18 protein-coding genes and 1 pseudogene are annotated in these 11,824 nt (G+C 36.1%); 13 read left to right on the top strand and 6 right to left on the bottom strand.

Annotated features, from left to right (window positions below):
- Positions 1–10 precede the first annotated feature (10 nt).
- Complete coding sequence (locus AC3ITD_RS01580; RefSeq protein ID WP_265798269.1) at positions 11–112, bottom strand: hypothetical protein; 102 nt, start codon at positions 110–112, stop codon at positions 11–13.
- A gap of 19 nt (positions 113–131) precedes the next feature.
- Positions 132–353, bottom strand: a complete 222-nt coding sequence (locus tag AC3ITD_RS01575) for a single-stranded DNA-binding protein (protein WP_265798268.1) — start codon at positions 351–353, stop codon at positions 132–134.
- Between the two features lie 237 nt (positions 354–590).
- Here AC3ITD_RS01575 and AC3ITD_RS01570 point away from each other — a divergent pair, with 237 nt between their 5' ends.
- From AC3ITD_RS01570 to AC3ITD_RS01560, 3 genes are all read left to right on the top strand, one after another.
- Positions 591–956 (top strand): hypothetical protein, encoded by a 366-nt coding sequence (locus tag AC3ITD_RS01570; RefSeq protein ID WP_265798267.1) that lies wholly within the window; start codon positions 591–593, stop codon positions 954–956.
- Positions 957–992: 36 nt separating this feature from the next.
- Positions 993–1,430 carry a VOC family protein gene (locus tag AC3ITD_RS01565; protein WP_265798266.1) on the top strand — a complete coding sequence of 146 codons (438 nt, stop codon included), beginning with the start codon at positions 993–995 and terminating at the stop codon, positions 1,428–1,430.
- Between the two features lie 104 nt (positions 1,431–1,534).
- Positions 1,535–2,014, top strand: coding sequence for a CPCC family cysteine-rich protein (locus AC3ITD_RS01560; protein WP_265798265.1), 480 nt, complete (start codon positions 1,535–1,537; stop codon positions 2,012–2,014).
- Positions 2,015–2,521: 507 nt separating this feature from the next.
- Here AC3ITD_RS01560 and AC3ITD_RS01555 read toward each other — a convergent pair.
- Both AC3ITD_RS01555 and AC3ITD_RS01550 read right to left on the bottom strand, forming a co-directional pair.
- Positions 2,522–2,635 carry a hypothetical protein gene (locus AC3ITD_RS01555; RefSeq protein WP_489363425.1) on the bottom strand — a complete coding sequence of 38 codons (114 nt, stop codon included), beginning with the start codon at positions 2,633–2,635 and terminating at the stop codon, positions 2,522–2,524.
- Positions 2,632–3,003, bottom strand: coding sequence for a hypothetical protein (locus tag AC3ITD_RS01550; protein WP_265798263.1), 372 nt, complete (start codon positions 3,001–3,003; stop codon positions 2,632–2,634). The genes AC3ITD_RS01555 and AC3ITD_RS01550 overlap by 4 nt, the downstream gene beginning before the upstream one ends.
- Before the next feature lie 895 nt (positions 3,004–3,898).
- On the opposite strand from AC3ITD_RS01550, the gene AC3ITD_RS01545 reads away from it, so the two are divergent.
- The 9 genes and pseudogenes from AC3ITD_RS01545 (at position 3,899) to AC3ITD_RS01505 (ending at position 9,168) form a co-directional block, all read left to right on the top strand.
- Positions 3,899–4,138, top strand: a complete 240-nt coding sequence (locus tag AC3ITD_RS01545; protein WP_489363422.1) for a hypothetical protein — start codon at positions 3,899–3,901, stop codon at positions 4,136–4,138.
- 170 nt (positions 4,139–4,308) lie between these two features.
- Positions 4,309–4,533, top strand: a complete 225-nt coding sequence (locus AC3ITD_RS01540; protein ID WP_489363420.1) for a hypothetical protein — start codon at positions 4,309–4,311, stop codon at positions 4,531–4,533.
- 14 nt (positions 4,534–4,547) lie between these two features.
- A complete protein-coding gene (locus AC3ITD_RS01535) occupies positions 4,548–4,973 on the top strand; it encodes a hypothetical protein (protein WP_265798260.1) in 426 nt (141 codons plus the stop codon).
- Positions 4,974–5,384: 411 nt separating this feature from the next.
- Positions 5,385–5,815, top strand: a pseudogene (arr, locus tag AC3ITD_RS01530) (NAD(+)--rifampin ADP-ribosyltransferase).
- Positions 5,816–5,951: 136 nt separating this feature from the next.
- Positions 5,952–6,521, top strand: a complete 570-nt coding sequence (locus AC3ITD_RS01525) for a Crp/Fnr family transcriptional regulator (RefSeq protein ID WP_265798257.1) — start codon at positions 5,952–5,954, stop codon at positions 6,519–6,521.
- A gap of 76 nt (positions 6,522–6,597) precedes the next feature.
- A complete protein-coding gene (locus AC3ITD_RS01520) occupies positions 6,598–7,335 on the top strand; it encodes an SDR family oxidoreductase (protein ID WP_265798256.1) in 738 nt (245 codons plus the stop codon).
- Positions 7,336–7,501: 166 nt separating this feature from the next.
- Complete coding sequence (locus AC3ITD_RS01515) at positions 7,502–8,068, top strand: DUF4256 domain-containing protein (protein WP_489363417.1); 567 nt, start codon at positions 7,502–7,504, stop codon at positions 8,066–8,068.
- 101 nt (positions 8,069–8,169) lie between these two features.
- Positions 8,170–8,544 carry an iron chaperone gene (locus AC3ITD_RS01510; RefSeq protein ID WP_265798254.1) on the top strand — a complete coding sequence of 125 codons (375 nt, stop codon included), beginning with the start codon at positions 8,170–8,172 and terminating at the stop codon, positions 8,542–8,544.
- 15 nt (positions 8,545–8,559) lie between these two features.
- Positions 8,560–9,168: an alpha-ketoglutarate-dependent dioxygenase AlkB family protein gene (locus tag AC3ITD_RS01505; RefSeq protein ID WP_265798253.1), complete on the top strand. Its 609-nt coding sequence runs from the start codon at positions 8,560–8,562 to the stop codon at positions 9,166–9,168.
- 58 nt (positions 9,169–9,226) lie between these two features.
- On the opposite strand, the gene AC3ITD_RS01500 is transcribed toward AC3ITD_RS01505, so the two are convergent.
- A complete protein-coding gene (locus tag AC3ITD_RS01500; protein WP_265798252.1) occupies positions 9,227–10,018 on the bottom strand; it encodes a stalk domain-containing protein in 792 nt (263 codons plus the stop codon).
- Positions 10,019–10,155: 137 nt separating this feature from the next.
- On the opposite strand from AC3ITD_RS01500, the gene AC3ITD_RS01495 reads away from it, so the two are divergent.
- Positions 10,156–10,677, top strand: a complete 522-nt coding sequence (locus AC3ITD_RS01495) for a GNAT family N-acetyltransferase (RefSeq protein ID WP_265798251.1) — start codon at positions 10,156–10,158, stop codon at positions 10,675–10,677.
- 325 nt (positions 10,678–11,002) lie between these two features.
- Here AC3ITD_RS01495 and AC3ITD_RS01490 read toward each other — a convergent pair whose 3' ends face one another.
- Positions 11,003–11,542, bottom strand: a complete 540-nt coding sequence (locus AC3ITD_RS01490; RefSeq protein WP_489363413.1) for a hypothetical protein — start codon at positions 11,540–11,542, stop codon at positions 11,003–11,005.
- Positions 11,543–11,824: the final 282 nt, after the last annotated feature.

Raw genomic sequence — 11,824 nt, 5'->3', positions numbered from 1 at the left:
TCTTTGTATGCTAATTGGTTATTTCTATTTCTTGTACTATTAAACCGCTTACTACGACATCGGTGGTAAATCTTTTTGAACCATCTTTTGCTTCATAACTTCCCGTTTGCAACCTACCTCCAACGGTAATCTTAGTCCCTTTTTATTTGAGCTAAAGGCAATTCTGCTTTTGCATTCCAGAAAGTAAGATTGAACCATTGCGTTTTCTTCACTTCCTCGCCTGAGGAATTTTTGAAGTACTCATTAACAGCTAAGTTAACTTTTGCTAGTTTTTGATTTCCTGATAAATTTTTGAAGTCTGCATCTGCTCCTGCAAATCCGCTTAATACTACTTTGGTAATTGCACTTTCCATAATAATAAAATTTAAGTATTGATGTTTAACGAACAATAGTCACCACGACTACCGACAGAACAAAGGTGAGAAGGTGCTCAAAATTTATTCGGTTTTTAAATAATTATAGTCGGTTATAAACGCTTAAAAATGGATAAGTGTCAATAGAAATCAATCGAAATGGATTATTTATTTATTTAAAAGGTAATTAATTAGTACTTTTAAAACATCATCCCGTAATAAACTTAACAAATTATTATGGACCGCTCCTGTTTAGATTGTGGCAAACCTCTTGTAGGTAGGGCCGATAAAAAATTTTGCGACGATGCTTGCAGAAATAATTATAATAATCACACCAAAAGTGATGATACGGTTGTAATTAAAAAAATTAACCTGATTTTAAAAAAAAATCGAACCATTTTAGCCGCACTTAATCCAAATGGCAAAGTAAAAACTATGAAAAAGAAACTGGCATCGGCAGGTTTTAATTTCGAATACCATACCCATACTTACCAAACCCAAACTGGCAATACTTATCATTTTTGTTATGAGTATGGCTTTTTATTTCTGAGCGAAGAAAAACTTTTGTTGGTAAAACGCGAAGAAAAGCTGTGGTTATCTTAAGCTCTTAATTTAATAATCCAATCAAATATTCAGATTATGGCAACAGTAAATGTTTACCTCACTTTTGATGGCAATTGTGAAGATGCTTTCAATTTCTACCGCTCCGTTTTTGGGGGCGATTTTGCATACATTGGCAAATTTAACGAGATGCCCCAACAAGAAGGACAACCCGCTATGAACGAAGCGGATGGCAACAAAGTGATGCATGTTATGCTTCCGATAAGTAAAGAAACTTGTTTAATGGGTAGCGATACGGGTGGCGAATGGGCAGCGAGCTTTAAACAGGGCAACAATTATTCTATATCTATAAATGCAGATAGCAAAGCGGAAGCCGATAAACTTTTTGAAGGACTATCTACGGTTGGCCAAATAACCATGCCAATGAACCACACTTTTTGGGGTGCTTATTTTGGGATGTTTACTGATCAATTTGGCATTAATTGGATGGTGAATTTTGATGAAAATCCAATGTAGGAAGTAAGAGTCAACCCGATTAATTTAACCGATTATAAACGTTTACAAACGCTTAAGGTGCGTGAAGATAGATGTTAGCGGTCAGCTTAAAAGACGACACCAAAATGAAAGAATCGGAAGAACATATTGATAATATTAGAGTACGACGAGACTTTTTTCAGAAAAATTTTGACTTAAAAATTGGTTTACAAAGAACAGATGTGAATAGCGCTGAAGTTTTAAAAAACTCTTGCCCAGTTTGCGGTTATTTGACATTGGACGAAAGAAATACATTTGATATTTGTGGCATTTGCTTTTGGGAAGACGATGGAATTGATGACTTTGAAGAAAATGAAGAAAGCGGACCAAATCATATGACATTAAAAGAGGGACGATTAATTTTCCAAGAAGCTAAAAGTAAATTATTGAACACAAAATTTAATGACAACAATTTAATAGAAAAATTAAAAAGCAGTTTTATTAAACTTGACAATTTCATCAACCAAAACAATTCCATAAATGAAATAATTAAATTACAAAATGAAATACTTGACTTATTGACAAAAAATAAAGTTTATGGAATTGAAAAACTATTCAACAAATAAAGCCGAACCGCTAACAAGGGTTCCTATGTAAAGCAGTTTTCCTAGAACCAAGTTAATCAATCCTTTTAAATATTCCAATAAATGGACATTTGGGGGCTAAATTAATGCTCCTCAAACACCTCCATAATCATTAAGCTCAGGCTCCTATGTGTGGCTGCCCATTTTTAGGACACCACAAGCACCCCTTTGGTTTTATTGATTTAAATACAGCTACCTGCTTTGCGGTGTGACAGCCTGACGCTTCACAACCCATGTTTTGTAGTCTGGATCTCTTTTTTGATGAGCTTTTAACAATTACGCTTTCTTTTATAAATCTCCTTTTTTATGCCATGGCCCGTGGTTTTTGATAATTGATCTCATATGGCTTTTCTGTTTTGATAACCGATAAAATACGGTTCAGTAATTTTCTGGCGATCTTAACCACAATACTCTTGGGGTTCTTGCCGATATGGCTCCGGTAATAGGCCTGCAGCTGTGGGTCCAAACGCAGGGCAACCCAAGCAGCTTCTATAATGTAACTGCGCAACAGCCCACGGCAACGGGCGTTACACCAAATACATTTTCTGTTCCTCCGCTGTTGCGCATCATCGGCACAAGACCGACGTAACTCGCAAAGCTCACCTCGTTACCAAAACGCCTAATATCCCCAAGTTCGGCAAGAGTGCAGCGGCAAGATAGCCACCAATGCCAGGGATACTCTTCAACAGGTAATAATCTTTTTTATGGTGCTTCCTGCAGTGGGCACGAAGTTCATTGGCCAGCTGAAGATATTCTGTATGGATAAATTCGTAGACCCTCAACTTGCTCTCCAGACAAAGTTTGCCTGTAATTGAACACCATTTCACCTCTTTCAGCCAGTTTATAAAAGCCTTCGTCCAGTTAGGGTTATCGTGCTCCGCAGGAATTTTTATACCATGATAAAGCAATAAGCTCTTGATGTGCGCTTTTGCACTACGGAGCTGACGGGTAATGGCTGCACGGTGACGCAAAAGGCTCTTGAGTTCATCTTCCGCCCCGGTTGGAACATGGATGGCCTTTAGTTAGCCCAATGATAGTTGTCGGCTCAGATTACGGCAGTCCAGCGCATCGGTTTTCTGATAGTACCGGTTGTTATTGGTGGGCACATCGGCAGGGTTAACAACCCTAACAGCCCAGCCCATCTGCATAAAATACCTCGCCGCACTGAAGCCACAGCAGCCGGCCTCGTAGGTTAAACTAACCTCGTAGCTGGGAAAGTTCCGCTCAACGTAATCGTAAACCACAGCAGCGTCTGCCGGAACGGTAAAACTTTTGTGGTCGATGATATCGCTACGGATGTGGACGGACCAACTTTTCTTGTGGATGTCGATACCAATGTATAACTTCGGTAAAGCAGTAGTTTGTGTTGCAATATTTCAATTGTTTTGGTAGCTAGTTAACGTTAGACTACACCTTTTTTGGATGGAACAGGATTACTGCTTTTACATGGGTGCTTTGCGTCAGGCGGGCTGAAGTGCAAAATTCAACAGCAGTTTTTCAAATGAACGTTAGTAATAAAACCAGTCTTTGTGCTTCGAAATCCCGCCACATCGCCAAGCCCCGGAACGTTGTGCGATATGCTAAAACAACACTTGCACAAAATGAAACGAAATAAGACAGATGAAAAAAACATTTAAAACTACTTCACTCCTTTTGTTAACATTTAGTGTCATATCATGTTCTGTTTTCTAAAAAAAACAGAAGTATATATGTGGAAACGACATTGATTATATATTTAAAGAGTTGTTGCAGGCCAGATTAAACCAAAATTTATTAGGCACTTGGTGTTTCGTAAAATACTCACACATTAACTACAGTTATAATTGGGAACAATTATACGAAAGTGTAAAATATGATAATTCGAAAATGAGAATATCATTCAAAAATGATAACATTTTTGAAGAGACGTTACGTAGTAATATTGAAAGCACGGGAACATTTGTTAAAGGTAAAAATAACACTATCATATTAAGAGAAAGTAAAACATTGAAAATCGATACTCTTACAGTGATAAACATTGATGATAAGTTTTTACGGATAACTAAAAGCAGTGAAAAAGATTCTAGTTATGCTTTTATTTATGCAAAAGAGAAAAGTGAGTACTAATAAAAAAACCGAGCCCACAAAAAAAATGAACTTGATAAAAACGGAAATTTTGAAAAAGCACAATTGCACAAAAAGGGATTCGCATCAGGCCGCCTGATGGCAAAATTGAACAAAGTGGCCAAGAAAAAATAGATTTATTGGAACTGAATTTAAACGAACCTGCCTAAACATTGATTAGCGAAAATGAAAGCACTCATAAATTCATCGGAACAGAAAGTGTGGAATATCTTTTTGCTATCTTGTGTGGAGATGCAAATGCTAACAAATTTTTCAATTTCAGAAATTCCTGGTGCACGCTGAATAGTTGGGCTTCGCTGCCTATCCGCCTGTCGACAGGGATTACTACACCCTCGCAAAGCCGAAAAATCCTGGCCGACACTTATAACCGACCGTAATTAACAATCAACCAATGAAAAAAATATTTACACTTATATTATTTACCACATTTTTTACAAATGCGTTTTCACAAAAAAAACCAAAATTGGAATTAAGAACAGTTGGAACTTCCGATATCTCTAAAACCGACAAATGGAAAGAAAACTTTACAATTAAAAAGAAAAAATTCAATGTGTATCTAGGTTATCAGTATCTGAGTCAAAATTTAAGACAAGCCAAGGGTGATACGTTAGAAGTATACAAAATCACTTTTGATAAGCTAAAATCAAGTGAAATAGAAATTACAAAGTATGCAACAAGAAACGGGAGAATTATTATTGAAGGTTCGTATAAAGTAGAAAACGACACATTAATCGTTTGCACTAACACCTACGATTATATCGGTGCTTATCGTATGACTGACAAATACGTCATCGGCAAATATGGTCTGAAAAAATAAGTGATACAATGAAAGGAATTGATACACAGAATTTATCGGACAAGTATCAAAAATTTGCTGAAATGAAAGGTCCTATACTTCAAAAAATTAAAATGTATTAAGATTTAACGTCTAATCCAACTTGAATAAATGTAGACAGACTGATTATTTTAATCTTCACTTCCTTGTTTAGCTGTGCTAATATTTCGGCACAAAGCTAAAAATATCTAGAAAACTCTGAAAGCTCAACGGAATCTTTTTAATTAAAACCTAGTACTTACACAAGGCTTTGTGCATCCATAAGTAGCGGCAGTAAGGCTGGCCTCTTATCAGCAGGTACCAAATTGTTAGCTGTGCGTTTTAAGGCAGCACTTTAAACTAACTAAATAGATTAAAAATTTTTAATTTTAATTAGCTTAAGCCATTCACTATATGGAAACAATCAAATCTGAAACTATTAATACTGAATTTATACAAACATTTTTTCATGGAACCAAGGGCGATTTAAAACTTGGCGACCTCATAAAAGTTGGGTTAAATTCCAATTACGGCCAGCAAAAAGAAGCCAGGTTCATTTATCTATCCGCTACGCTAAATGCAGCGGTTTGGGGGCAGAGCTTGCTTTAGGTGATGGAAAAGAAATGATTTATTTGGTAGAACCAACTGGACCTATTGAAGATGATCCAAATTTAACCGATAAAAAATTCAAGGGAAATACAACCAAATCCTATCGTTCTAAACATCCCTTCAAAGTGGTTGGAGAGGTTGCCACTTGGCAAAGCCATCCAAAAGAGCAGGTTGTGGCAATGAAAACAGCGTTGGCTGCTTTGAAGGAAAAGGGAATAGATGCTATTGAAGATTAGTTTGAACATTGTTCCTTAGCCAATTATTTCCCTTTCGGGATTTAAGAATGTCATTATACAAAAAGATAACCATATCTGGCAGTCATTTTTGTCAAATGGCAATTCTTGTGAACCATGATTTATCTATCTTGCACACATGAAACAACTTTTTGATTTTATCTTGAGATTTGGCAACCTGAACCAACAACAAATAGATTTTATAGCATCAAAATTGGTGGTGGTCGAAATCAAAAAGGATGATTATTTTTCTGAAGCTGGCAAAATTTCCCGACAAGTAGGTTTTATTACCGAGGGTATTTTAAGAGTTTGCTATTACAACAATAAGGGCGAAGAAGTAACCAAATACTTCATCGAAGAAAATAATCTGGTTGTAGATTTGGAGAGTTTTGATAATCAGATTTGTTCAAGCGCTTACGTACAGGCAGTAACAGATTGTAAAATGATGGTTTTTGAAAGAAAAGACTGGTTAGAACTTCTACAAACCATTGTGGGCTGGGATACCATCGTACATAAAATTATTGCAAGAGCGCTGATGCTAAAAGTAGAGAGAAGAAGTCCATTGGTATCAGAAGACGGTACAACCCGTTATTTAAAATTTATGGAAATTTACCCAACTTTAGTTAACCGCGTACCGCTTTCTTATATTGCTTCCTACCTTGGCATAACCCAATCATCACTAAGTAGGATAAGAAAACATATACGGTAGCTACTTTTTGCCAAATGGCAAATGATTTCATCAATAAAACCTGCAGTTTTACATCATCAAATTAAAAAAGATAAAAATGAAATCAGCATTAATTACAGGAGCGAATAGAAGCATAGGATTGGAAACTGTTAAACAGTTATCTCAACAAGGAATATTCGTTTATTTAGGAAGTCGCTCCCTTCAAAAAGGAGAAGCAATAGCAAATGAACTTGCGGAAAACGGCTTTCAAAATATTAAGGCCATCGAGATAGATGTTTTAGATACAGATTCTATTATTGCGGCTAAAGATCTCATAGAAAATGAACAGCGCAAATTGGATATCTTGATCAATAATGCCGGCATTCTTGGTGTAAGCCCACAAACAGCCACAGAAACTTCAATTTCGGAAATCAAAGATGTTTTCGATACCAATTTTTTTGGTGTGATTCAGGTTACACAAGCATTTTTAGCACTCCTTAAAAAATCGGATGGTCCGAGGATCAGCAATATTACATCCGGTCTTGGATCATTAACCCTTCATAGCGACCCAACTTGGAAATACTATCCGGTAAAAACTGCTGCGTACGGCACGTCGAAAGCTGCTTTAAATGCCTACACAATTGTATTGGCTTACGAATTAAAGGACCTGCCTTTCAAAGTAAATGTAATTGACCCAGGATATACTGCTACCGACTTTAACCATCATAATGGGCCAGGTACAGTAGAAAGCGCAGCAAGTTTTATTGTTAAACATACCCTTACCGATGAAGATGCACCAACTGGTCAGTTTTACAGTAATGATATTGAAAATGAAAAAGGCATAAGCCCATGGTAAACATCATTTAGTAGTGTTTTTAAGTCCAATGGTAGGTGTAACTATTGGACTTTTTATTTTCTTAGGTTCTCTTCATTTTTATTAACCATCTGAATTTTCCCCTTTGCACTAAATAATAATTTAACTAATTTTATTTGTAATCTAATCACTATTACGACCAAATAAAATGAGCACCTCGACTAGAAAGCCTTCCGAAGAACAGCGTGACGAACTTTTAAATATTTTAAAACTACGTTTCGAAAAGAATATGAATAGACATGAAGGTTTATCATGGGCAGATGTTAGATCGAAACTTGATGCACAACCTGAAAAACTATGGTCGCTTAATGAAATGGAAGTTACTGGCGGTGAGCCAGATGCTATTAGATATGAGGAAGAAACTGGCGAGTTCCTTTATGTCGATTGTGCTACTGAAAGCCCGAAAGCAAGAAGAAGTTTGTGTTATGATTTAACAGCCTGGGAATCGAGGAAAGAAAACAAGCCACAAAACAACGCTTTGGATGTAGCTAGTGAAATGGGAATAGAATTATTAACTGAGGATCAATATCGCCGGTTACAAGAATTGGGCAATTTCGATTTAAAAACCTCCAGTTGGATTAAAACGCCTGAAGATATCAGAAAACTTGGTGGTGCCCTTTTTTGCGATAGGCGATACAACAAAGTTTTTACCTACCACAACGGAGCAGAATCGTACTATGCTGCCAGAGGATTTCGTGGCTTGCTAAGGGTTTAAGTCACGTATAATTTGTCGCAACCGCCAATAAAATTTGCCATTTTTACACCATCTATTTATTTACGATTGGTTGTAACTTCAGCTATTAAATTTGGCAAAGAATGAGCAACGTTAACCCAGAAATAGACAAATACATCGCTAACTTTCCCACAGAAACCCAGGAAAAACTACAGCTAGTTAGAGAAACCATAAAGGAAGCCGCCCCAGAAGCCAAAGAAAAAATCAGCTACGCCATTCCTACCTTCGATCTGTATGGAAATCTTGTTCATTATGCAGGTTATAAAAACCATATAGGCTTTTATCCGGGAAATGGTGGCATTGAAGCTTTTAAGGAGGAAATCTCAATCTACAAAAGCGCAAAAGGATCAGTTCAATTTCCTCTGGATAAACCCTTACCTTTGGATTTAATTAGCAGAATAACCAAGTTTAGCGTTATCCAAAATTTGGCAAAAGCAAAGCTAAAATCTAAAAAATAAACTGAGTGGCACTTAATGGATTTATTTAATACCAAGAGCGATCCCGATCAAAATTTATTGCCCCATAGTGGTACCGTAAATTATTTCGGCAAGTTATTTACGCCTGAAACTGCTAACAAATACTTTAGCGAGTTAATGCACACCATCGAGTGGAGAAATGACGAAGCTTTTATTATGGGCAAACACATTATTACCAAACGAAAGGTAGCTTGGTATGGCGATGAGGGTTACGCTTACACCTATTCAAATGCCACTAAACATGCGCTTCCATGGACTAATTCTTTATTGGAGCTTAAAGCCATTGCAGAAGAAAAAACAGACACCAAATTTAATTCGTGCCTGTTAAACTTATACCATAATGGTGATGAAGGAATGGCCTACCACAGCGATGATGAAAAAACTTTGGGAAAAAATACCGCCATCTCCTCTATGAGTTTTGGTGCCGAAAGAAGATTTTTATTTAAGCATAAGCAGACCAAAGAAACCATCACTACTTTTTTGGAACACGGCAGTTTACTGGTGATGAAGGACGAAACCCAAACCTTTTGGTTACACCGCTTACCTCCGAGTAAGAAAGTAACTAAGCCCCGAATCAATTTAACTTTTAGAACGATGGTTGTTTAATGAATCATCTGATAAAAAATTACTAGTTATCTATTTCATCAGATGAAACCATTAAAACTTAGTGTTTAAATTCTCTGATGTCTACAATGCGGTCATCATCTGGGTTTGCTTTCAAAAACGAAGTGCCACGACTGTTTTTCTCCCAACTATAATTTTGTTGAATCTCTCTCACCATGGTTTTAGAGTTTAACACCTTTGCAGGAACTGGTAAAGTCATGGTTTCACCCGTTAAATAATTTACCTGGTATAACCCTTTATCAACTGCGAAAACAAGTGTCGATTTATCAGCAGAATATAAAATGAAGTTACCCTGAATCAATTCTGATGGATTTTGTCTTTTAATAGGATAAACCTTTCCACGCACAGTAGCCACCACAAAATCGTTATTTACCACTACCGTTGTCCGGGTGATTTCTTCCAAACCTTTGGCAAAATCTTTATCCTTAGCACCATTTGATGGCATTGATAATGCTACCGCCATTGGCAAGCCATCTTTAAGTGTGATGATATAGAATGGCGAAATTTTTCCGGCACCATCTGCTATTTGTACCAAAACTGCAGTTTTTTGTGAGTTGATAAATCTGGCGTCCTGATATTTTTTGGCCAGAGGTTTCGATCCATCTTGAATGTATAACGCAGTATCTTTTAATTTAACCGTAAAACCACCAGAGCTATCCGGATTCTTATCGTAAACATCTTCAACAGACAAAATCTTATCCTTGAATTTGGGAAATTCATTAAAATCATCTTGATCAGCAAATGCTTTTGATGTTAGGGTTTTTTCGAGCCCTCCGCCCGTACAGCCAAATAAAATAACCGATAGAAAAAGAGCAAATAGTGTGTTTTTCATAAAAAGGAATAGCTTTAATTTTTTGGCTAATTTATCATCTTTTGTTGCTTTAAAATTAAAAAGCCAATGAATAAATTTCTGATTAACAAAAAAAATACATGATTGTATTCTATTGAAAACTAACTAAATTCAGAAAAATGAGTGTTACGATAGAAACAGAAAGGTTAATTCTTCGCGAATTGGAAGAAACTGACGCAAAAGGAATGTTTGACTTAGACAGCGACCCTGCCGTACATCAGTTTTTAGGCAACAAACCAGTGTTGACCATCGAACAAAGTTTGGCCGATATTGCCTACATTCAGCAACAGTATATTGAAAGCGGCATTGGCCGTTGGGCAGTAATTGAAAAAGATTCCAATCAATTTGCGGGCTGGAGCGGTTTAAAATTAATTAAAGAAACTTATAATAACCATTGCAATTATTATGATCTTGGTTATCGTTTCATCAAGAAGTTTTGGGGTAAAGGCTATGCTACTGAATCTGCTCAAGCATCGATGAAATACGGCTTTGATATCTTAAAACTAAACGAAATTATTGGTATTGCCGATACAGAAAACATAGCTTCAATAAAAGTTTTAGAAAAATTAGGCTTGCAAAAAATCAATATTTTTGATTACCATGGGAGAGCGCATCACTGGTTGAAAGTGGAACAACCATGAAGTTTCTAAAATATCCCTTGAAAAATTTATGCGTCATAGATAAGATAGATTTCTTGAATTCTGACTATATTAGTTTAAATACCTTTATCTGTTATGCTGCTTTTAATCCCATTCATTTTTATCCTGCTGGCGAAGAAAGCAAATGACGCACGGGCTGCCTATAACATGAAGAATTATGCAAGATTAAAAGTTCAACTGACCATGCTTATAATAATGGTAGTGATCGGATCAGGCCTCTTGATTTTTTTGCAACTGAGGTTTTTTAAATAAGTGGAAACTAATTTGACTTCCTATCTAAAAAATCTTTCTCAAGCGAATCAATTGCTTACCATTTCCACTTTAGATCTTCCTGATATTGTACATTCACTTTTCGGGCAAGCTCAATTAAATCACTCCTGAAATCGCTAACATTTTTTAGTTCACTTTTCGGAATGATTATCCCTTCAAATTTTAATTTAATAAAGAAATAATTTTGAGTTTCATCGATGGAACTGATTTGAGCTAAAAACACATTAGATTGCCCAGCAACGCTTTCGTTATTTAAGTGAGTATCCGTAACTTTCAACTTTACTTCCTTAAAAAATCTACTCTCATACACCATTACTTTCTTTTTATAATAGTGAAAATAATGTCTTCTCATCCTACCCGAATGAAAAAATGTAATGATTGCCAAAATACAAACAAGCACTAAAGCCATCATCATTTCTTCTTTCCAAACAAGAAACCCAATGATAATTGAAATAATAAACAAGTAGGCTAGCCAAGTTCTCAGGATGATTTGCTTTAGTTTTCCTTCCTTTTTGAAGAAGTAAAGATTGGCCTGTAAAAAATCCTCTTCTTTTAAAATATATTTAATGTCGATCACTGTTTATTATTTATAATGAGCGCTTTGAAGGGTATAACTAAAAAATGTTCGAACCAACCCTTATCAGCTCAAAATTAATTAATCTCTCTATAGTTTGAAATTATAATGCAGTGAATTTTAGATATTCAGCTGGAACATCCACAAATTCTTGACGGCTATTCGGATTAGCAGGCTTATCATTTCAGCCGTTTGTCTGGCAACCCTAAAGCAACGACATCAACTGTAATCTTTGCGCAGTATGGTTTTGCAGATTTGTATGCTTCAAATTAGAATCCAGCTTTC

Source organism: Pedobacter sp. KH_004 (assembly GCF_057840755.1).
The sequence above is the reverse complement of the archived record's forward strand: the minus strand, read 5'-3'. Positions and strand labels throughout refer to the sequence as shown.